At 34.1% G+C, this 22,212-nt stretch carries 22 protein-coding genes; 14 read left to right on the forward strand and 8 right to left on the reverse strand.

The window, feature by feature from the left end:
* Positions 1 to 208: 208 nt before the first annotated feature.
* Both Q5N74_RS00720 and Q5N74_RS00725 read right to left on the reverse strand, forming a co-directional pair.
* Positions 209 to 1,675, reverse strand: a complete 1,467-nt coding sequence (locus Q5N74_RS00720) for a magnesium chelatase (RefSeq protein ID WP_304386748.1) — start codon at positions 1,673 to 1,675, stop codon at positions 209 to 211.
* Positions 1,676 to 1,739: 64 nt separating this feature from the next.
* Complete coding sequence (locus Q5N74_RS00725; RefSeq protein WP_304386749.1) at positions 1,740 to 2,867, reverse strand: VWA domain-containing protein; 1,128 nt, start codon at positions 2,865 to 2,867, stop codon at positions 1,740 to 1,742.
* A 246-nt stretch (positions 2,868 to 3,113) separates the two neighbouring features.
* On the opposite strand from Q5N74_RS00725, the gene Q5N74_RS00730 reads away from it, so the two are divergent.
* From Q5N74_RS00730 to Q5N74_RS00740, 3 genes are all read left to right on the forward strand, one after another.
* Positions 3,114 to 3,680, forward strand: a complete 567-nt coding sequence (locus Q5N74_RS00730; RefSeq protein WP_304386750.1) for a superoxide dismutase family protein — start codon at positions 3,114 to 3,116, stop codon at positions 3,678 to 3,680.
* 92 nt (positions 3,681 to 3,772) lie between these two features.
* On the forward strand, positions 3,773 to 4,303 hold the full coding sequence (locus Q5N74_RS00735) for an RNA polymerase sigma factor (RefSeq protein WP_304386751.1): 531 nt from the start codon (positions 3,773 to 3,775) through the stop codon (positions 4,301 to 4,303).
* Between the two features lies 1 nt (position 4,304).
* Entirely contained in the window at positions 4,305 to 5,099 is a 795-nt protein-coding gene (locus Q5N74_RS00740) for an anti-sigma factor (RefSeq protein WP_304386752.1), read from the forward strand.
* Between the two features lie 67 nt (positions 5,100 to 5,166).
* Here Q5N74_RS00740 and Q5N74_RS00745 read toward each other — a convergent pair whose 3' ends face one another.
* Together Q5N74_RS00745 and Q5N74_RS00750 are read right to left on the reverse strand one after the other, a co-directional pair.
* Positions 5,167 to 6,207 (reverse strand): RluA family pseudouridine synthase, encoded by a 1,041-nt coding sequence (locus Q5N74_RS00745; RefSeq protein ID WP_304386753.1) that lies wholly within the window; start codon positions 6,205 to 6,207, stop codon positions 5,167 to 5,169.
* Positions 6,208 to 6,255: 48 nt separating this feature from the next.
* A complete protein-coding gene (locus tag Q5N74_RS00750; RefSeq protein ID WP_304386754.1) occupies positions 6,256 to 6,885 on the reverse strand; it encodes a PASTA domain-containing protein in 630 nt (209 codons plus the stop codon).
* Positions 6,886 to 7,073: 188 nt separating this feature from the next.
* Here Q5N74_RS00750 and Q5N74_RS00755 point away from each other — a divergent pair, with 188 nt between their 5' ends.
* Both Q5N74_RS00755 and coaD read left to right on the forward strand, forming a co-directional pair.
* Entirely contained in the window at positions 7,074 to 8,051 is a 978-nt protein-coding gene (locus Q5N74_RS00755) for a D-alanine--D-alanine ligase (protein WP_304386755.1), read from the forward strand.
* Between the two features lie 90 nt (positions 8,052 to 8,141).
* Positions 8,142 to 8,597 (forward strand): pantetheine-phosphate adenylyltransferase, encoded by a 456-nt coding sequence (gene coaD, locus Q5N74_RS00760; RefSeq protein ID WP_304386756.1) that lies wholly within the window; start codon positions 8,142 to 8,144, stop codon positions 8,595 to 8,597.
* Between the two features lie 49 nt (positions 8,598 to 8,646).
* Here coaD and Q5N74_RS00765 read toward each other — a convergent pair whose 3' ends face one another.
* Together Q5N74_RS00765 and Q5N74_RS00770 are read right to left on the reverse strand one after the other, a co-directional pair.
* On the reverse strand, positions 8,647 to 10,311 hold the full coding sequence (locus tag Q5N74_RS00765) for a SulP family inorganic anion transporter (protein ID WP_304386757.1): 1,665 nt from the start codon (positions 10,309 to 10,311) through the stop codon (positions 8,647 to 8,649).
* 150 nt (positions 10,312 to 10,461) lie between these two features.
* The gene (locus Q5N74_RS00770) at positions 10,462 to 11,043 is read right to left on the reverse strand and encodes an NUDIX hydrolase (RefSeq protein ID WP_304386758.1); all 582 of its coding nucleotides are present in this window, start codon (positions 11,041 to 11,043) and stop codon (positions 10,462 to 10,464) included.
* A 130-nt stretch (positions 11,044 to 11,173) separates the two neighbouring features.
* Here Q5N74_RS00770 and pyrE point away from each other — a divergent pair, with 130 nt between their 5' ends.
* The gene (pyrE, locus tag Q5N74_RS00775) at positions 11,174 to 11,818 is read left to right on the forward strand and encodes an orotate phosphoribosyltransferase (RefSeq protein ID WP_304386759.1); all 645 of its coding nucleotides are present in this window, start codon (positions 11,174 to 11,176) and stop codon (positions 11,816 to 11,818) included.
* 85 nt (positions 11,819 to 11,903) lie between these two features.
* Complete coding sequence (locus Q5N74_RS00780; RefSeq protein ID WP_304386760.1) at positions 11,904 to 12,299, forward strand: SRPBCC family protein; 396 nt, start codon at positions 11,904 to 11,906, stop codon at positions 12,297 to 12,299.
* Here Q5N74_RS00780 and Q5N74_RS00785 read toward each other — a convergent pair.
* Positions 12,296 to 13,027: a biotin--[acetyl-CoA-carboxylase] ligase gene (locus tag Q5N74_RS00785; RefSeq protein WP_304386761.1), complete on the reverse strand. Its 732-nt coding sequence runs from the start codon at positions 13,025 to 13,027 to the stop codon at positions 12,296 to 12,298. The genes Q5N74_RS00780 and Q5N74_RS00785 overlap by 4 nt on opposite strands.
* Positions 13,028 to 13,121: 94 nt before the next feature.
* Between Q5N74_RS00785 and rsfS the strand changes: the two genes are divergently transcribed.
* The 6 genes from rsfS to Q5N74_RS00815 all read left to right on the forward strand — a co-directional run bounded on the left by rsfS (position 13,122) and on the right by Q5N74_RS00815 (position 17,899).
* Entirely contained in the window at positions 13,122 to 13,493 is a 372-nt protein-coding gene (gene rsfS, locus Q5N74_RS00790; RefSeq protein ID WP_304386762.1) for a ribosome silencing factor, read from the forward strand.
* A 9-nt stretch (positions 13,494 to 13,502) separates the two neighbouring features.
* Positions 13,503 to 15,437, forward strand: coding sequence for an ATP-dependent zinc metalloprotease FtsH (gene ftsH / locus Q5N74_RS00795; RefSeq protein WP_304386763.1), 1,935 nt, complete (start codon positions 13,503 to 13,505; stop codon positions 15,435 to 15,437).
* Positions 15,438 to 15,562: 125 nt separating this feature from the next.
* Entirely contained in the window at positions 15,563 to 16,171 is a 609-nt protein-coding gene (locus Q5N74_RS00800; protein WP_304386764.1) for an LUD domain-containing protein, read from the forward strand.
* Position 16,172: 1 nt separating this feature from the next.
* Positions 16,173 to 16,994, forward strand: a complete 822-nt coding sequence (locus Q5N74_RS00805) for a phosphatidate cytidylyltransferase (RefSeq protein ID WP_304386765.1) — start codon at positions 16,173 to 16,175, stop codon at positions 16,992 to 16,994.
* Positions 16,984 to 17,640 carry a phosphatidylserine decarboxylase family protein gene (locus Q5N74_RS00810; protein ID WP_304386766.1) on the forward strand — a complete coding sequence of 219 codons (657 nt, stop codon included), beginning with the start codon at positions 16,984 to 16,986 and terminating at the stop codon, positions 17,638 to 17,640. Before Q5N74_RS00805 ends, Q5N74_RS00810 begins: the two co-directional genes overlap by 11 nt.
* Positions 17,633 to 17,899 (forward strand): acyl-CoA-binding protein, encoded by a 267-nt coding sequence (locus Q5N74_RS00815; RefSeq protein WP_304387163.1) that lies wholly within the window; start codon positions 17,633 to 17,635, stop codon positions 17,897 to 17,899. Before Q5N74_RS00810 ends, Q5N74_RS00815 begins: the two co-directional genes overlap by 8 nt.
* Positions 17,900 to 17,920: 21 nt before the next feature.
* Here Q5N74_RS00815 and argS read toward each other — a convergent pair whose 3' ends face one another.
* Positions 17,921 to 19,696, reverse strand: coding sequence for an arginine--tRNA ligase (gene argS, locus Q5N74_RS00820; RefSeq protein WP_304386767.1), 1,776 nt, complete (start codon positions 19,694 to 19,696; stop codon positions 17,921 to 17,923).
* Between the two features lie 454 nt (positions 19,697 to 20,150).
* Between argS and Q5N74_RS00825 the strand changes: the two genes are divergently transcribed.
* Positions 20,151 to 22,205, forward strand: a complete 2,055-nt coding sequence (locus tag Q5N74_RS00825) for a tetratricopeptide repeat-containing sensor histidine kinase (protein WP_304386768.1) — start codon at positions 20,151 to 20,153, stop codon at positions 22,203 to 22,205.
* The last annotated feature ends 7 nt before the right edge of the window (positions 22,206 to 22,212 follow it).

Consider the following 22,212-nt stretch of genomic DNA (forward strand, 5'->3'; position numbering starts at 1 on the left):
TAATTAAACAATTTGAGTGCTTGCAGGACTGCTAAACACATAGAACAATTACTTAAAGATAAAAAAAAACAGGAACCACCTTTTTGGCGATTCCTGCTTAAATCATTGATTTCATTATTATTGAGCCTCTATAATATCATATCAATTTTTAAAGACGCCTTAAATATTAATTATTTAAAAATTCGCCTCTATTTTTAACGATATTTATTTAGATACCACTTATAAAACTGCCATATGGATCTTTAAACTGAGTCCCCTCCGTAAACCTTAATTTACTAAGCAACTTAAACTCTACTAAAGCCCAAAGCACAAATTCCTTCAGGAAATAACTATCTTCTTTTGATAGGTTTGGCTGGTATTCTCCTAGTAAATCATTTAATGGAGAAATAGCGTCCAATATCATTTGGTACTCTTTGTCTTTTAGATCATCTAATAATTCAAAGCCCTCTTTCTGATTAAAAAACCATGAAACAATAGCATCATAAGCACCTTCCTCGTCTTGTTTCTTAAGTTTTTCAATTTTTGGAAAAAACTCTTCAAACAAACTTTTTACGGCTTCACCTATTAAATTGTAGGCAACAACAGCGGCTCCCTCTTGCTCGCCTTCATAAACCAACTCCACCTTACCTGTAATCGATGGGATGATACCCACAAAATCACTTAAACGAACCATGGTTTTAGCATCGCCCGATTTTAAAGCACGACGTTCTGCTGTACTTAATAAATTTTCCAATGCTGTGATACTTAAACGGGCACTCACGCCACTTTTCGCATCTACATATTCACTATCTCGTGCTTCAAAAACAATCTGCTCTAACAAATCTCTGGCTAAATCGGGCACCACGACCGTTTCCTTTTGCGCTTCCACTAATTTAGCTTCTTGCTCTGTAATTAATCGTGCTGTTTCAATATCAACCGGATAATGTGTTAGAATTTGTGAACCAATTCTATCCTTTAGAGGCGTTACAATACTCCCCCTATTTGTATAATCTTCTGGGTTTGCCGTGAATAAAAACTGAATATCTAAAGGCAACCTTAGCTTAAACCCTCTAATTTGCACATCGCCTTCTTGTAAAATATTAAACAAAGCTACTTGTATTCTTGCTTGTAAATCTGGTAACTCATTAATTACGAAAATACAACGATTGGCTCGAGGAATCATTCCGTAGTGAATTACCCGATCATCAGCATAACTCAACTTTAAATTTGCTGCTTTTATAGGGTCTACATCGCCAATAATATCTGCTACGGTAACATCTGGAGTTGCTAGTTTTTCAGCAAAACGTTCACTTCTATGTAACCATGAAATGGGTGTTTTATCAGCTTGCTCTATAATCAATTCCTTGGCGTATCTTGAAATGGGATGAAAAGGATCGTCGTTAATTTCAGAACCTTCCACGCATGGAATGTATTCATCTAACAAATTCAACATTAAACGTGCTAAACGGGTTTTTGCCTGCCCACGTAAACCTAATAAGTTAATATTATGGCGCGATAAAATGGCGCGCTCCAACTCTGGAATCACGGTGTTTTCATACCCATGAACCCCTTCAAAAGTGGTTTCTTTATTTTTTATTTTCTGAATTAAATTATCACGCAATTCATCTTTAATAGATTTTGATTGATACCCTGATTTTTTTAAGTCTCCTAATGTTTTTATATTCTTTATTTCCATATTTTATTTTTAGTTTGAAAAACTATAAGCCTTTCAACTTTTAATTTTTCATTCTTAACTTATTTTATCCTCTAATTCTCTTTTTTCTATTGGTTTCATAATCTTCAAAAATCATTTCTCCCAAACCTTTTATTCCTGTGTAAAACGCTTTCCCTTGATTAGCATAAGTAAACTCGCGTACAAACTGCATTAAATACGAATCTTTCGCAATCATAAATGTAGTAATTGGAATATGCAAACGACGGGCTTGTTGCGCCATAGCGTAGCATTTATTTACAATATGCCTATCTAAGCCATTACTGTTTTTGTAATATTCACCATCGGGTAGTCGCAAACAACTAGGTTTCCCATCGGTAATCATAAAAATTTGCTTGTTCGTGTTCCGTTTTCGTCGTAATAAATCCATCGCTAATTGAAGACCTGCAACAGTATTGGTGTGATAAGGACCTACTTTTAAATATGGCAAATCTTTAATTTCAATTTGCCACGCATCGTTACCAAATACCAAAATATCTAAAGTATCTTTCGGGTAGCGTGTGGTAATTAACTCGGCCAATGCCATGGCTACTTTTTTAGCGGGTGTTATTCGATCTTCACCATAAAGTATCATACTGTGACTAATATCAATCATTAATACAGTACTCATTTGTGATTTGTGGAGCGCTTCTTCTACAACCAAATCATCCTCTGAAATATTAAAATCGCCAATACCATGGTTAATTTGAGCGTTCTTCAAACTCTCCGTCATAGAAACCTTATCTAAGGCATCACCAAATTGGTAGGCTCTGAAATCGCCTGTATGCTCGTCGCCAATTCCGGGGCTTTTACTTTTATGACTCCCTTGGCCACTGCGTTTTATATTTCCAAAAATTTGATCTAAGGCCTGTTGCCTAATGGCACGCTCTGTTTTGGCTGTTATACTGATACCTCCGTTACCATCAGCATCAATTTCCTCTCGTATATACCCTTTCTTTTTAAGATCTTCAATAAAATCATCAACAGTATATTCTGGTGTTGTTAATTTATATTCTTTATCCAACTCACGCAGCCAATCGATGGCCTCGTCAAAATCGCCAGATGTATGTGTTATTAGTTCTTTAAAAATATCAAAAAGTTTATCAAAAGGTGCTTGTTCTGGAGCTTCGTATTTTTTAAAAACGAAACCTTTTCTTGAAGTAGTCTGTTTTGTCATAGCTGTATAAAAATACTTTATTTTGAATCAAAAAAAGCCAAGGAATTATTAAATTTCTCTATACCCTTATAAATAAATAATTATTTCAGCTTCATAAGAGTTCCCATACCTCTAACACACTTGATTTCAATACTTCCCTTTTCAAGTCACATAACACCTTTGTTAAAAACAGGATAATTACAAGGTATAACAGTTGCAATTTGTATATTAGTACTTTAACTTTCCTTAAAATAAAAATCATTCAAAATGAAAAAATTAAGCATCCTATTAATCTCCCTATCCTTAAGCACTATAGCTTGTAAAAACGAGAAAAAAAGTACTGAGACTGTAGTAAAAGAAACTATTGAAGAAGTTCTTGCTCCAAAAAGCATTACAGTAAACCTATCTGCAAAAAGTGACAGTAATGTTAGCGGAACCGTAGTTTTTACGGAAACCAATGGAACTGTAAACATGGTAGCCACTGTTAGCGGATTAGAAGCTGGCGAACATGCCATTCACATTCACCAATCGTCTGATTGCTCTTCTCCTGACGGAAAATCTACAGGCGGGCACTGGAACCCTACAAACCAACCACATGGCAAATGGGGCATTGAAACTGGCTACCACAAAGGTGATATTGGAAACTTTACTGCGGATGAAAATGGAAATGCCAGTATTTCTGTAGAAACGGATGAATGGTGTATTGGCTGTGGAGATGATACTAAAGACATTCTTGGTAAAGGTATTATTGTACATGCAGGCGTAGACGACTTCACAACACAACCAACAGGTGATGCTGGTGGACGCGTAAGTTGCGGTGGTATTATCGAGTAAAACATACATAATCAAATAATTATACAAAAGCTACTCTAAAAAAGTAGCTTTTGTGTTTATTATTCATTACATTCGATACTTTAAACCTATTTATGCAACTAGAGATTCTTATAGAAAAATTCCAACAAAAGGACGAAAAGGCTTTTGAAACGTTATATAACATGTATAGCAGTAGTATGCAGGGTGTTATTTATAATATTGTTCGTGATACAGATATCGCTGAAGAAGTAATGCAAGACGTTTTTATAAAGGCATGGCATAATGCCAGTACTTACTCTGCAAAGAAAGGCCGTTTCTTCACTTGGATATTGAATATCGCAAGAAATTCAGCCATTGATAAAACACGTTCTAAAAACTTTAAGAACTCAAAACAAAACCTTAATTCCGATTTTTTCGTAGATATACTTGAAACCAGTGAAAGCTTAGACACTAAAACTGATGCCATTGGCATCGCAAAGTTTGTAGACAAGCTTGCTAAAAAATGTATAGAAGTTATAGAACTTCTATATTTTAAAGGTTACACACAGCTTGAAGCATCTGAAGCTCTTGACATGCCAATAGGCACTATTAAAACAAGAAACAGGAACTGCATTCAAGAATTAAGAAACATGGTATTAGAATAATATGGAAATTAAAGCATACATAGAAACTGGAATTTTAGAACTATACGTTGCAGGTGCCCTTTCTGAACAAGAAAGCAGGGAAGTCTACGACATGATGCAACAACATCCTGAAATTCTTCAAGAAGTTTTAGAAATTGAAGCTGCTATTATTAAATTAACTGCTGCGACATCACGTAATAAAAACGAAAACTCGTTACAAATTATTAAAGATCAATTAGGTTTCAATACGAATGACACTAAAGTGATTTCTATTGCAAAACCTAAATATAATTGGTTAACCTATTCGGGGTGGGCAGCATCTGTTGTTCTAGCCGCTGGTTTATTATGGACTGTAGGGCAAAACGATCAATTAAAATCGGATATACAAATATCTGAAACACAACAATCATTATTAGAAACCCAAATAGACAATTCTAAAAACAACTTAGAACAAGCAAACACCTTAATAAGTGTTTTACGTGACGATTCTATTACCAAAGTACCTCTAGCAGGTCAAGGTAATTTCGCGAGTACGTATGCTAAAGTATATTGGGATAAAAATACAGAACGTATTTTCTTAGATGCACAAGGTTTACCAGCACCTCCAGAAGGTAAGGTATACCAAGTATGGTCTTTAAAACTAAGCCCGTTAACACCTACAAGTTTAGGCACTATTGATAACTTCACTAGCGATAGTAACAAGATTTTTGAAATTAAAAATGCAAACGAAAGTGAAGCCTTTGGTATTACTTTAGAACCAGCTGGCGGTAGCAAAACCCCAACAATGGAAGAATTATATACACTTGGTGTAGTTTAGTGATTCATTCTAAATAAAATAATCTGTCTTTTTTGGGACGGATTATTTTATTTAGAATGAACGCCTACTATTCAGCACCTTGATGTTTTGAATAGGCACGCCATTTTTCAATACATTGTTCCATATCACTCGGAATTGGCGTATTAAAACTCATGAATTTTTCTGTTCTTGGATGCACAAACCCTAATGTTTTTGCGTGAAGTGCTTGTCTTGGCAACACTTTAAAACAATTATCTACAAATTGTTTATACTTAGTAAACGTAGTTCCCTTAAGTACCTTTTCACCACCATAGCGCTCATCATTAAACAAGGTATGCCCTATATGCTTCATATGTACACGTATTTGGTGTGTACGTCCTGTTTCTAACTTACAAGACAACAAGGTAACATAGCCCAAACGCTCTAACACTTTATAATGTGTCACAGCCGGCTTTCCCTTATCGGCTTCATCACCTAGAAACACGGTGTTCTGTAATCTGTTTTTTGGGTGACGCCCAATACTGCCTTCAACCGTCCCTTCTTCTTCATCTAAATTCCCCCAAACAATAGCGACATATTCACGTTCACTCGTTTTTTCAGCAAATTGAAGCGACAAATGCGTCATGGCTTCTTCCGTTTTAGCTACAACCAATAGACCACTCGTATCTTTATCAATTCTATGTACTAAACCTGGACGCTCACTAGAGTTATTCGGTAGGTTTTCAAACCTATAAATCAACGCATTTATTAGTGTTCCCGAATAATTACCGTGACCGGGGTGCACAACCATACCTGCTGGTTTGTTAACAACCAATAAGTCATCATCTTCATAAACAATATCTAGCGGAATATCTTCACCAACCAATAAATTTTCATGAGGTGGGTGCGTAAACAAAACCCTGATTTTATCAAAAGGTTTTACTTTGTAATTTGATTTTACTGCTATTCCGTTAACAAAAATACTTCCATTTTTGGCGGCAGCTTGAATTTTACTACGAGTCGCATTTTCCACAAAATTCATCAAATATTTATCAATACGTAATGGATTTTGTCCTTTTTCTACATCAAACGAATGATGCTCATACAGGTCACTTTCATCATCTAAAAACTCTGGGGTATAATCTTCCATGTAATATGTAAACTGCGCTAAAGCACAGTTATTTTTTTCTTTAAATAGTTAGTTTAAATCTTCCGAAGGGTTACTATCGTCCGATTCGTTTGAAGCTGTTCCATCTTCATCATCCAGTCCTGAAGACGGTCTGTTTCCATTTCCAAGCACCAAATCTATGGCAGTTGTTTTTGGCAATTTATCGCCTGGTTTTATACTTTGGCCTTTATAAGTCATTTCTAAAACTAAATCTTTGGCAATATTATTCACATAAGTAAGCTTTCCTACTTTAAAACCTACCGCTTCTAAGGTTGGTTTAGCTTGCCTAAATGTACGTTCTTTTAAATTTGGAACTGTAATTTTTCTGAATCCAGAAGGATTTACAGTAATATATATTTTACGTTCTTCTTTTACTTTAGAACCTGCTGCTGGCGATTGGTCGATCACTGAAAACTTAGGATAGTCCGGATTGTAATTAGCAGAGTCTTGAACTTGCATTTCCAACCTATTCTCCTCCACCTCTATGGTCGCAACACTTAAAGATTTCCCTTTTAAATCGGGTACTGTTTCAAATTCACCATGATTGGTTGTGTAGCTTAACCACCTTAAAATGATAAAACTTAGTACTACTACGGCACCTATTGCCAATAGTAATTGTTTGAAAAAGACTTTACTAGTTAGAAATTTAATAACGCTCATGTATAAAATTTTCGATTAGGCAAATATATAAAAACAGAACTGTTTTTTCTTTTGCAATTTAAGTGATATTTTAGCTTAACTAATAATAGATACGTTTTATTGTAGTTTTTAGACTAATAATAGTGAAACAACCTGATTTACAAGGTTGTTTTATTGAAATACTAAAGACGAATGACAAAATATAATATATGAAAAAGAATATTGCGATCATTATGGGAGGTTATTCAAGTGAATACCAAATCTCATTAAAAAGCGGACAAGTGGTTTATGAAACACTAGACGCTTCAAAATACAACGCTTACAGAATACATATTTTCAAAGAAAAATGGGTATATGTTGATGGTGATAATACCGAATTCACGATAGACAAAAATGATTTTTCGGTGACTATTAATAAAACAAAAACCACTTTTGATTGCGTATTCAATGCCATTCACGGGTCGCCTGGAGAAGATGGTTTTATGCAAGCGTATTTTAAATTGCTAAACATACCACAAACAAGTTGCGATATGTACCAAGCCGCATTAACCTTTAATAAGCGTGATTGCTTGAGTACTTTAAAACCATATGGCATTAAAACTGCCGAATCGTTTTTCATAAACTTAGGAGACACTATTAATGAAGACAGCATTATTGCCAAAGTAGGCTTGCCCTGTTTTGTTAAAGCCAACAAAGCCGGCAGTAGTTTTGGAGTTACCAAAGTGCACAAAAAAGAAGACATAAAAAACGCTATTGAAGTTGCTTTTAAGGAAGATGATGAAATTATAGTTGAATCGTTTTTAGATGGTACTGAAGTCTCTGTAGGTGTTATAAACTTTAAAGGTGAAACAAAAGTATTACCCATAACCGAGATTATTAGTGAAAATGATTTTTTTGATTATGAAGCAAAATATTTAGGAAAATCACAAGAAATCACCCCTGCTAGATTAACCAAAGATGAAGAAGACCAGGTAACAGCCATTGCTAAAAAGGTCTACGAAGTTTTAAAAATGAAAGGCTTTAGCCGAAGTGAATATATCTTCAAAAATGGGGTACCTCATTTATTGGAAGTAAACACCGTGCCAGGGCTAACCTTAGCGAGTATTTTGCCTCAGCAAGCAGCAGCAGCAGGAATTACGTTAGTCGACTTATTTGACAATGCCATTGTAGAAGCTTTAAAAAATTAATCATATTATTACCTATATTTGGTAATAACCATTCAAAACAATGAGATTCCCGTTTAAGTTCAACTTGAGCGGGAATAACAAACCATCAAAATGAAAAAAGCCATCTTTCCGGGATCTTTTGACCCCATAACTCTAGGACACTATGATATTATAAAACGTGGTGTAACACTTTTTGATGAAGTAATCGTGGCTATTGGAGTGAATTCCGATAAAAAATACATGTTCACTTTGGAAGAACGCAAAGCCTTTATAGAAAAATCTTTTGCAGATGAACCTAAGGTAAAAGTAGTTACCTATGAAGGTTTAACTGTGGATTTTTGCAATAAAATTGATGTTGAATTTATTTTGCGAGGACTCCGTAATCCAGCTGATTTTGAGTTTGAGAAAGCCATTGCCCATGCCAACAGAACCTTAGCAACTATTGAAACTGTATTCTTACTAACCTCTGCGAAAACATCCTTTATATCATCTTCCATTGTACGAGATGTTATTAAGAACAACGGAGACTACACGAAGTTTGTTCCTGACAGTGTTCGAGTTAAATAATTTCAGCCTGCAGACAAAAACAGAAGTTACCTCCTTGCCTTTAACACATCTAAAACTTATACTCTGATAATGCTTTTGAGAATTTCTCAGGGTTTTCAGCTAAATGATAACGTGGGTCGTCAATGGCTTCAACAATCACTTCTCTAAATTTCGGGCTTGCCTTATACAGCAACTCCTTACAGTCTGCACTTAAATGTTTCAGTCTTATTGTTTTACCTTCAGCTTCGTATTTACTCACTAAATTAAATATAGCTTCTAAGGCTGAATGATCACTCACACGCGATTCTACAAAGTCTATTTCAACATGATCTGGATCATTTTTTACGTCAAACTTATCATTAAAAGCTTGAATGGAACCAAAGAATAAAGGGCCCCAAATTTCGTAAATTTTTGTTTGTCCGTCTTCAGAAAGACGTTTTCTTGCTCTAATTTTCTTAGCATTTTCCCAAGCAAAAACTAATGCTGAAATAATAACACCCACAAATACAGCAATAGCTAAATCGTAAATTACAGTAACAGCAGAAACAACAATTAATACAAAAGCATCCGATTTTGGTATTTTTCTAAGAATTCTAAAACTAGACCATGCGAATGTTTCAATTACCATCATAAACATTACCCCTACTAAAGCAGCGATAGGCACTTGTTCAATATATCTATCAGTAAATAAAATAAAAGTTAACAAGGTTAAAGCCATCATAATTCCAGATAATCTTCCACGACCACCTGCGTTGATGTTAATAACCGTTTGGCCAATCATACCACAACCACCAGTACCACCAAATAAGCCACTAATCATATTTCCGGCACCTTGGGCAACACATTCACGATTTCCGTTTCCTCTGGTTTCTGTTAATTCATCAACTAAATTCATTGTCATTAACGACTCTATCAAACCAACCGAAGCCGCTAAAAAGGCATACGGCAATATAAATTTAAGTGTATCGATGTTAAAAGGTAAATTCTCCCATAATTCTAAATTCGGCGTTGGAAATTCGCCTTTAAGACCATTACCACCACCTTCAATAATATAAGAGCCCACAGTACTCACATCCAATCCGCCAAACACCACAATACCTGTTGTTACAAGAATAGCCGTTAAAGCTGCTGGAATTTTGGTTGTTAATTTAGGCAACAACCAAATAATACCCATAGTAAGTAACACCAAACCAAGCATCACATAAAGTTCGCTACCTTGCATTGGTATGTCTATATATTTATTAATACCTTCAACAGAAACTTGAAGTTCTTTATGAGAAAACATGCGTACTTGGGCTAAAAAGATAACAATGGCCAAACCATTTACAAACCCTAACATAACAGAGTGCGGAATTAAGCGAACAAACCTACCCAGTTTAAACACACCCGCTCCTATTTGAAATAGCCCCATTAATATAACAGCAGCCAGTAAATAGAAGTACCCCATGTTTTCAACAGGCGTATCGAACAACATCCCTTTAGCATGTCCTTCTGAAATTAAATGCACAAAAATAACGGCAACAGCACCTGCTGCACCAGAAATTAAACCCGGTCTACCACCAAAAACGGCTGTAATTAAACCTATAATGAAAGCACCAGAAAGCGCAACTAGAGGGTCTATTTGAGCCACAAAAGCAAACGCAACCACTTCTGGAATCATAGCTAGTGATACGGTAATACCTGATAACACATCATCTTTAACATTCGGTGTTATCTTCCTTACAAATTCTGTCATGGGTTCTTTTTTGAGGGTGCAAATTTACGGGTAAATAAATAAGTATCACCTATAGAAACTCATTTTTAAACCTTAAACCTACTAAAACGTTTGAGAAGATATTTATATAAAAATTATTCAGCCAATAACATAAGGAATAATCAAGTACTTTTATATCAAACCTTTGATGTTAGCATATGAATTTTCAAGAGCGTCGACCACCTGCTTTTGGTTTAACCATTCCACTTTTGTGATGCCTTCTTCTTCTTGAGCGTACAAGTTGCCTTCAAAGTTAGTTTTCATTTCAAACCAATAAGTCACCTTAATTTTATGGTTTCCATTACGCTTAAAAATGTGGTAAGTAGTCTCTAATGATTTTGTAATATGCAACCCAGCAACCCCAGTTTCTTCTGTTACTTCGCGAATCGCGGTATTCTCGATAGATTCGTTTCCTTCTATTTTACCTTTAGGTAAATCCCATTTATCATTTCGGTATATAAACAATATCTCATCGTTATTATTATATACTTTTCCACCGCCAGCTACCACATTAGGAAGTTTCTTCAAAAACTTTTTAAGAAGTTTTTCACCATTTTTATGAATAAGTCGCACTTCCTCCAACTTGGTTGTATTAAGTTCCTTTATAACTTTTCCAATATTTACCGTGTCCAGTAAATAATTTTTAAAATTAGTTTCCTGCTCAACAACTGTGGTTAAAATGATAGGCTTATCACCAACAAAAACTTTGTACATGCTTTACGTAAATTATTACACTTTGGTAAAAATATCATTTTTAGCCACAAACTTCACATTGTTGAAAAAAAATTTTTTATTAAATGCCTCGTAACCATGTAAAACTAAATTTATGTTTATTTTTGCTACTATGATTTTTAATAAAGATACCGCTAGAAAAACTGCTGAAGTATTATTGCAAGTGAATGCTATAAAACTTAGCCCGACGGAGCCTTTTACTTGGGCTTCTGGATGGAAATCACCTATTTACTGCGATAACCGCATTGTATTGTCATTCCCTCCTATTCGAAATTACATTCGTGAAACCATGGCTAAACAAATTGAAAAGCAATACGGCAAGCCCGATGTTATTGCTGGTGTAGCCACAGGAGCCATAGGCATTGGCATGTTGGTTGCCGAATATATGGGATTGCCCTTTATTTACGTGAGACCAGATGCTAAAGGACACGGACGTAAAAACCAAATTGAAGGCTTTATTGAAGCTGGACAAAATGTGGTGGTTGTGGAAGACTTAATAAGCACGGGCGGCAGTAGCTTAAATGCTGTAAAAGCGTTAAAAGAAGCACATATAAACGTAAAAGGAATGATTGCCATTTTTACTTACGGCTTTGATGTGTCTATTAAGAATTTTGAAAACGAAAACATCGATTTACAAACCTTAAGTGATTATAACAGCTTATTGGAGCAAGCACTTAAAACTAATTATATTTCGGAAAAAGAGGTAACCACCTTATCAGAATGGAACGTCAATCCTAGCGAATGGAGTCCTAATTGATATATAACAGTGACCTTATTGTAACTATTAACTGAATACCATTTTAGTTAAGGCAACAATTCCATAGAAACCTAAAATAAAACAAATGAAATTAGAATCCCCAAAAATAACCGTTAGCAAATCACCTGAAAATGTTTTTGATTTTTTAGCCGATGTTAAAAACTTCAAATCGCTTATGCCTGAAAACATTAGCAAATTCGAAGTTTTAAGCGAAGACACGTTTGTATTTGCTTTAAAAGGCATGCCAGAAATCATATTAAAAAAGAAAGAAGTTACACCTCCAAACAAAATAGTTTTAGGTGCAGCTGGTGGAAAACTGGACTTTTCACTTATTGGGAATATCACCAAACTAGATGACGCTTCTAGCGAAGTACAATTGCAGTTTTCGGGCGACTTTAACCCGATGATGGCTATGATGATAAAAGGCCCAATTAGCAAATTTATAGAAACACTTGCTACAAGTATCCCAAAAGTTATTTAATATAGAAGTGATATTGTTTTTAAATCGTATTCTTTTACGACTTCATCTTCAAGTAAAATTTGAAGATATCCAGTATCAGAAACACCTTTTATAAAACCAGAAAACATCAAACCTTCAGCATCTTGAAATGTTGAAGGTTTATTTTTTCTAAAAAGAGCCGCTTCATATGCTCCTTTCAGTTCTGCCAAATCACCTTTCTTCAAAGCATCAAAGTAATATTTCAAATTAGAAATAATCACTTTGGCGACTTCATCTAAGTCAAAAACACGTCCAGAAATCGCCCCTAACGAAGACGCTTTTGGCAAATTTTCAAACTCTAATTGGTTCACATTAAGCCCAATTCCTATAATTGTACTCGAAAACTTAGTCTGTTTAAATACATTTTCTATTAAAATGCCACAAACTTTTTTATTTTCTGACAAAATGTCGTTAGGCCATTTCACACTTATTTTAGGAATAGAGAAAAAACTTAAGGTCTTTAATAATGCCAAAGAAGTGACAATATTTACATAAAAAGGATTCCCTAATTCATATTCAGAAAGATCCTTATACACACTGAATGTAAGGTTTTTAGCCGCCTCAGCATCCCAAACCGTCCCCATTTGCCCACGACCTTCGGTTTGCACTGCAGTAACCACAGCGGTATAATCTGCAACAGGTTCTGCTACAGAAAGTCTTTTTAAATAACTATTTGTAGAATCGGTGGCATTAAGTTTGATTATAAGCATTTACAAGTTATTAGTAGTCTCTGAAATCTTATGATAATTTTAAAGCATAAAGAACTAAAAAAATAATAACTTTGCAAAAATTTAAAAAATTTTAATGGCGAAAGAAAATATAAGTGCAGACCAATTAATATCAGTTATAGTTAGTGGCATTGAAGACGTTAAAGGAAAAGAAATAAACATTCTTGATTTAAGAGAAATTGAAAATACAGTTTGCGATTATTTTATAATTTGTGAAGGTACTTCAAACACACAAGTAAACGCAATAGTTAATTCTGTCCAGAAAAAAGTAAGCAAAGAACTTAAGGATCATCCTTGGCACACAGAAGGTTTGGATAATTCCGAGTGGGTTTTAATGGATTACGTTAATGTTGTAGTACATGTGTTTCAAAAACAGATTAGAGAGTATTACGACATTGAAAGTCTTTGGGGCGATGCAAAAACAACCGTTATACAAACTAGTTACTAAAAATTAAGGATGGCAAACGATAAAAAAAACACAAATGAAAACAAACCAAAATTCAGTCCGTACTGGATTTATGGTATATTAATCGCCCTATTTTTAGGGTTTCAATTGTTTAGCAGTAGTACTTCTCAAGATGGAAGTTCCACTACACCTTCAGAATTCTTTAGATATTTAGAAGCAGGAGATGTTGCGCAAGTTGATATTGTAAAAAATACACGTGTTGCTAAAGTTTATTTAACTTCGGAAGCTGAGACTCAAGAGATTCATAAAAAATCGAAACCTACATCTTTTCTTCCATCGGCAACTAAACTACCAAACTATAAGTTTGAATTTGGTGATCTTCAAAATTTTGAAAATCAATTAAATGAGGTCGCTCAGGATTTACCGAACAAACCTGTTATAAAATTTGATACAGAAACTGATAATTGGGGCAACCTTTTAATGAGTATTCTTCCTTTCATTTTGCTTATAGGGGTTTGGATTTTTATCATGAGACGTATGTCTGGCGGTGCCGGAGGTGGTGCTGGTGGTCAAATTTTCAACATAGGAAAATCGAAAGCAAAACTTTTTGACCAAAATACAGAAGTAAAAACAACTTTTAAAGATGTTGCAGGTTTAGAAGGTGCTAAAGAAGAAGTACAAGAAATTGTAGACTTCCTAAAATACCCAGAAAAATACACTTCATTAGGAGGTAAAATTCCTAAAGGCGCCTTGCTTGTAGGCCCTCCTGGAACAGGAAAAACATTATTAGCAAGAGCCGTTGCTGGCGAAGCTAAAGTGCCTTTCTTTTCATTATCTGGTTCAGATTTCGTGGAGATGTTTGTAGGTGTTGGAGCTTCTCGTGTTAGAGATTTATTCAAACAAGCTAAAGAAAAATCGCCATCTATCATCTTTATTGATGAAATTGATGCGATTGGACGTGCAAGAGGAAAAAATGCCATGTCTGGAAGTAATGATGAACGTGAAAACACATTAAATCAATTACTAACAGAAATGGATGGTTTTGGTACAAACACCAATGTTATTGTACTTGCAGCAACCAATAGAGCCGATATTTTAGATACTGCTTTAATGCGTGCAGGACGTTTTGACAGACAAATATTTGTTGATTTACCAGACGTTCGTGAGCGTAAAGAGATTTTTGAGGTGCATTTAAGACCACTTAAAAAAGCTGATAATTTAGACTTAGATTTTTTATCAAAACAAACTCCTGGTTTCTCGGGTGCAGATATAGCCAACGTTTGTAATGAAGCTGCTTTAATTGCTGCTAGAAATGGTAAAAAATCTGTTGACAAACAAGATTTTCTTGACGCCGTAGATAGAATTATTGGTGGTTTAGAAAAGAAAAATAAAATCATTACACCAAGTGAAAAAAGAGCTGTGGCATTTCACGAAGCTGGACACGCTGTTGTAAGTTGGATGCTAGAACACGCTGCACCTTTGGTTAAAGTTACTATTGTGCCTCGTGGACGTTCTTTAGGAGCTGCATGGTATTTACCAGAAGAGCGCCTAATTGTACACCCAGAGCAAATGCTAGACGAAATGTGTGCTGCCTTAGGTGGTCGTGCTGCGGAAAAAGTTATTTTTAATAAAATTTCTACTGGTGCTTTAAGTGATTTAGAAAAGGTTACCAAACAAGCAAGAGCGATGGTTACAATTTACGGTCTTAGTGACAAAATTGGTAATTTAACGTATTACGATTCTTCTGGTCAAAATGAATATGGTTTCGCAAAACCATATAGTGAACAAACGGCCGTATTGATTGATAAAGAGATTTCAGATATTATAGAAAAGCAATATCAACGTGCTATCAATTTACTAGAAGAGCATAGGGATAAACTTACAGAATTGGCAGAAGTACTTCTTGAAAAAGAAGTTATTTTTAAGGACAACTTAGAAAAAATATTTGGTGAACGTACTTTTATAAAAGAAGACGTAGAAAAGTAACAAAGCCAGTTGTCGAGTATAATGCTTCGATAAGCAGTAAAAATCTTAAATTAAACGTCTGTTTAATTTAAGATTTTTTATATTTGATAACCTCAAAGAAATTTACATTAATAGCAGCTTACTAAATGAGCCTTTTTAGAAAAATTTTTGGTCTGAAACCAGACGAATCCGATGAAGACGTAAAGTCTGGAGACCGAGGCAAATACATGCCCGAAATCAAACTCCCAATTGACGAAAAGTTTACTATAAACTTTAAGGGAAATGGGGGCAAATTTCTCTATTGCGAAAATTTAAACGAGGTCTATTTAAACTTACAAAACATTATTGAGGAAAATAACTGGGATGATGCCGAAACATTGATATTAGACCAGAATATAAAAGATAAATTTAAAAACTGCCAATTAAAGTCTACAATTAAAATTAGTGACGCTACTATTTTCTTAACTACCTGCGAAAATTTAATTGCAAACGATGGCTCCCTTCTAATTTCCTCAAAACAAATATTCGAAAAAAAACTACCTGAATTGCCAACAAACTTCGTTGTTTTTGCTACAACAAGTCAAATTGTTGAAAACATAGGCGAAGGTTTACGAGGCATCAAATCTAAAAACAGGCAAAAAATACCAACCAACATTACCACCATAAAACACTTTAAATCTAACGATGAAAAAGACTTTTTAAGTTATGGTAGTAGTGCTAAAAACTTATACCTACTTCTTCTAGAAGACTTATAAGATGAAAGAAATTCTTATTCGATCGCTTTCAGGATCCGTTTATGTTTTACTCTTAATTTTGAGTTTAAACAACCAACATGCACTCATTGCTTTGTTTTTTGTATTTGGCATTATTTGCTTAGCTGAATTTAAAAAACTCATTCAGCTTAAAAGTATCATCCCTTACTTTATTTTTGTTATCCTTTATGCCTTCTTCGTGTATTGGAAATTTATATTAAACACAAATTCAGGGATAGACGAATCTGTTCAAATCCTTATGGTCCTAACCATTTTTATTGAACTGTTTCTAATTAAAGACTTATTCTCTGAAAAGGTAACGCCTCTGTTTAGTTCCAAACGTTTTATACTAACAACATTTTACATATCTAGTGCTTTTGTTTTTTTAATTTTAATAGCCGATTATCACGATACCTATAATCCAAACATACTTTTAGGAGCGTTTATTTTGGTATGGGTTAACGATTCTTTCGCCTATTTGGTTGGTAAAAATTTTGGCAAACAAAAGTTATTTGAAAAGATTTCACCAAAAAAAACTGTAGAAGGATTTCTTGGCGGCTTATTTTTTTCGTGTATAGCAAGCTATTTTATTGCTACCTTTACACAAACGTTAGATTTTACAAGTTGGCTTGTTTTAAGCATTGTTATATCCGTATTTGGAACCCTGGGCGACCTTATAGAGTCTAAGTTTAAAAGACAAGCAAACGTTAAAGATAGCGGCACTATTATGCCTGGTCACGGTGGTTTATTAGACCGGTTAGACAGTATTATTTTTGCAGCACCATTTATTTATTTATTTTTAAGAATTTTACACTATGTTTCATAAAGAAGGTCATAAAATTATATTTCTAGCATTTGTATTTGTTGTTGGTTGTTCTTTATTAGCCGATAATTTCATACCTCTAGCTTGGCTACGAATCATTGTTTTAGTCCTATTACTTGGGTTTTTAATAATTATTCTTCAATTCTTCAGAAACCCAAAACGCCATACAACACTTAACGACAAACAAGTAGTATCACCGGTTGATGGTAAAGTAGTGGTGATTGAAGAAGTTTTTGAAAAAGAATATTTCAACGAAAAACGTTTACAAGTAAGCGTCTTTATGTCTCCAATAAATGTACATGTTACACGTTACCCTATTAGTGGAAATGTTATTTTTAGCAAATACCACCCTGGTAAATTTTTAGTAGCATGGCACCCAAAAGCAAGTGAAGAGAACGAACGTACAACGGTTGTTGTAGAGAATGAAGCTTACGGTAAAGTATTGCACAGGCAAATTGCAGGTGCATTAGCAAAACGTATTGTTAACTACGCTAAAATTAACGATAAAGCCATTCAAGGAGGTGAGTCTGGGTTTATAAAATTCGGTTCTCGAGTTGATTTATTTTTACCATTAGGCACAAAAATAAAAGTACAACTTAACCAAAAAGTTCGTGGAGGTGAAAGTATTATTGCAGAAGCAAATGACTAATGAAGAATTAGAAATAGAATTCCAGGATGCTGTTGATCGCGTAAATGCTTTCAAACAACCTTTTCCTGCGGATACGCTTTTAAACCTATATGCCTTCTACAAAAAGGCAACGAACAACTACAGCAGACCTAGCAGTAAAAAAGCGATTATAAACGCATTTAAAACCAATGCTTTATTTCAAGTACAAGACATTTCGCCAAACGAGGCAAAACGCTTGTACATCGACTTAGTTAACAAGTACTTTTTATACGGAAAATAAAAAGTTCATTTCCCAATAATTCTACATACGTTCTGGCACTTGAATACCTAAAAGACTAAACGCATTTTTAATGGTGGATGCTACTTGGTTAGAAAGTTGCACTCTGAATGTTTTTTCTTCCTGATTATCTGCCCCTAAAATAGACACGTTTTGATAAAAGGAATTAAATTCCTTTACCAAATCATACGTGTAATTTGCTATTAAAGCAGGACTATGTTGTGAAGCTGCATTTTGAATTACTTCTGGAAACAACTCCAATTGTTTTATTAATTCTTTTTCTTTTATATGAAGTGGTATATCAATACGAACCGATACATCGAAATCTGCTTTTCTTAAAATAGCCTGAATTCTCGCATAAGTATATTGAATAAATGGCCCTGTATTACCTTGAAAATCGATAGATTCTTTAGGGTCAAAAAGGATACGTTTTTTAGGATCTACTTTTAGAATGTAATATTTCAAAGCACCTAAACCAATGGTTTTATAAAGTGCTTCCTTCTCATCATCTGAATAGCCATCAAGCTTCCCTAATTCTTCTGAAATTTCACCAGCTGTTGAAGCCATTTCATCAATTAAATCATCAGCATCCACTACTGTCCCCTCTCTACTTTTCATTTTTCCGCTAGGCAAATCGACCATACCATAACTTAAATGATATAAGTTTTTAGCCCACTCAAACCCTAATTTCTTCAAAATTAAAAAGAGTACTTGAAAATGGTAATCCTGCTCATTACCAACTGTATAAACCATCCCTCCTACGTCTGGAAAATCTTTAATACGTTGTATGGCTGTACCAATGTCTTGAGTCATATAAACCGCGGTTCCATCAGAACGTTGAACTATTTTCTTATCTAGCCCGTCTTCCGTTAAATCACACCACACAGATCCGTCTGCTTCTTGAACAAACACTCCCGTTTTCAAACCTTCAGTAACAAACTCTTTCCCTAATATATAGGTATCACTTTCATAATATAAGGTATCAAAATCCACTCCTAAATTTTTATAGGATTCGTTAAAACCTTTATACACCCAACTGTTCATCATTTTCCAAAGAGCTACAACTTCCTCGTCGCCAGCTTCCCATTTTTGAAGCATATTTTGAGCTTCTAATAAAAGTGGTGCGTTTTTTTTAGCTTCTTCTTCTGTATTACCAGAAGCCATAAGCGTTTCAATTTCTTTTTTATACTCTTGGTCGAATTTCACATAATAATTTCCAACCAATTTATCTCCTTTTAACCCTGTGCTTTCCGGAGTTTCCCTATTTCCATAACGTTTCCAAGCCAACATACTTTTACAAATATGAATACCACGATCATTTATAATTTGAGTTTTATAAACTTTCTTACCAGATGCTTTTAAAATCTCGGCAACACTATAACCTAACAAGTTATTTCGAACATGCCCTAAATGCAGTGGTTTGTTGGTGTTTGGTGATGAGTATTCAACCATCACAGCCTTATCTGCTAGGTTTGCAGATACAAAACCATAAGTAGTCTCATCCTTGATCCCATTAAAAAAGTTACTATAATACGAGTCGCTTATTTCAATATTTAAAAATCCCTTAACAACGTTAAACGCTTTAACAACATCTACGTTTTCTAATAAATAAGCTCCAATTGTTTCACCTATTTGAACAGGATTCCCTTTAACAACTCGCAACATTGGGAATATTACAACAGTAACATCTCCAGCAAATTCTTTTCTGGTAGCTTGAAATTCAACCGTTTCTAATTCAAGATTAAAGGTTGTTAAAATTGCTTGTTTTACTTGCTGTGCTAAAGTCTCTTGAAGGCTCATTAATCGTCTTATTTTTAAGTGAACAAAGATAAAACTTTTATTAAAGGATTATATCAAAATTTAGTTTAATAAAAAAAGCATGATATAAAGGTTTCAACAATTCCAACATAAAAAAAGTTATTTAACGATAAAAACAATACTCCAAAAATCTAGCAAAACTCGCGAACATTTTACTTACAAAAATATTTCTTTTCCTTGATTTTTGCCGTTAATCTATTCGTCGATTATTCGTCTTTTTTAGTATGTTCCTTTCATCTAATTTATTGGTAGAAAAACGCAGAAATTAGATTTTAAGTCTGCTTTTTCCAACTTTTGTCTTGTAAAGCTATTAACATCCTTCAAAGGATTTTCATTTAAACCAACAAAACATTACAGCTTAATAGGTAATACTTATTTCCCTCAAAATAAGACGTACTTAATTATGGTTTTATTACTGTTGTAATATACTGATAGTATGAGGAAAGTAATTATTTTAACTATTTTTTTATCTGCATTCTCAGGTTTCTCTCAAACCAAAGAATTGGATAGCCTCTCTATACAACTTGCTTTCGAAACTCAAGATTCTTTAAAAGTAAGAACTTCTTTAAAACTTATTAAATCGCTTTATGAGATAAACGATTATGATAGAGCTTTAAAATATATTATTGAAAGTGAAAAACTTTCAAATTCACTGAATTTCACAAAAGGCATTGCCGAAACCACCTATTATAAATCGCTTATTTATGCACAAAAGGGCGACTATATTAATGCTGTTACTGGCTATGAAAAATCTAAAGCATTATTTAAACATTTAAATGACACTTTAGGCATTGCAAAGGTGAACAATAGCATTGGCTTGATAGAAATTAATCGTGGTAATTACTCTAAAGGTTTACAATATTCACTGGCTGCCATTAAGGAACTAGAAAAGCAAAAACTAAAAAAAGACCTAAGTTTAGCCTACAGCAATTTAGCAAAGGCGTACCAAAGCATACATGCGGTAGATAAAGCCATCGAGTTCAACTTAAAGGCTGTAGACGTTCAACGACAATTGAACCAGACCGTAGCACTCTCGCAATCGTACAACCAACTAGCCGAACTTTATTCATCTAAGGATGAAAACAGAAAAGCTATTGAGTACTACATCAAAGTTTTAAGCGCTAAAACAAACGATTCAGATTCTTTACAAGCACTTATTTACCCAAAGCTGGGTGCTGAATATTTAAAATTTAACGATTACGAAAAAGCCACTCAATATTTAATTCAAGGCTTGAGTATCAATAGAAAATCGGATAATAAAGTAGGCATCTTAATGTCTTTAAATAGTCTTGGTGAACTAAACTTGCACACAAAACGTTTAATATTAGCCGAAAACCAACTCTATGAAGCCAGTATTATTGCGAAAAGCCTAAATAACAAACCAGAACTTCTTAAATACTATAAGTTAATGATGGTTCTAGACTCTACAAAAAACAAATTTGATAGAGCCTTTATATGGCAACGCGAATACCACAACTTAAAAAATAGTCTTTATAGCAATACGAACCTTAAAAATGCCGATTCTGTTGAATTAGATTTGAATCCGAATTTTGAGAAAGAGCTCACAACTACAACCCCACAGCCACCAATTAAAGGCAGCTTTTACGAATCGAAAGATGAGTTTAATAAGTTTCAATTAATATTTTATGGTCTTTTAGCGGCACTCGCTATTGTATCTACCTTCTTAATTTTAATTTATTTAAAACGCAGTAGTAATATAAAATACACACAAGAATTAGAAGAGAAAAACCTGAAAATTGAGTTACAAAACGAAGCTTTTTCAGAGCAAACAAAACACCTTGAGAATGTAAATAATGTAAAGGATAAACTCTTTTCTATTGTTTCACACGATTTAAAGGATTCTCTTTCTTCCATAAACGGTTTTATCGATTTATTAAAAGATGGTTCTCTATCTCGAGAAGAATTCGATAATTTAGTTCCAGAATTAAGTGAAAACGCGAATAATGCCTCCTTACTTTTATTCAACTTACTTAACTGGTCCAAATCGCAAATGCAATCTTTAGAACCAAAACCAACCTTGTTTGATATCCAAGAGGTGTTTGAAGATAAAGTTCGATTAATCGAGCAGCGCATGGAAAACAAAGGCATCGAATTAATAGACCATTCTTTACGCGATTTCACTTATGCCGATAGAAGTATGTTTGAAATAGTGGTGCAAAACCTACTTGCCAACGCTTTAAAATTCTGTAAAAACGGCGACACCATTACTATTTCAAACCATATAAGCAATGGTAGTTGTATTGTGAGTATTGCAGATACGGGTATAGGTATTTCTAAAGAAAACATAGAAAAACTATTTAAAAACAGTTCATTTACAACAGTTGGTACAAATAACGAAAAAGGTACCGGTTTGGGCTTATCAATTTGTAAAGAATTGATAGAATTAAACAACGGTAAAATTTGGGTAGAAAGCACTCTAAACGTAGGTAGTACTTTCTATGTACAATTACCAAAATCTAGACCATCTTAAAAATTAT

This window comes from Mariniflexile sp. AS56, assembly GCF_030552475.1.
In the GTDB taxonomy this organism is placed as follows: Bacteria; Bacteroidota; Bacteroidia; order Flavobacteriales; family Flavobacteriaceae; genus Mariniflexile.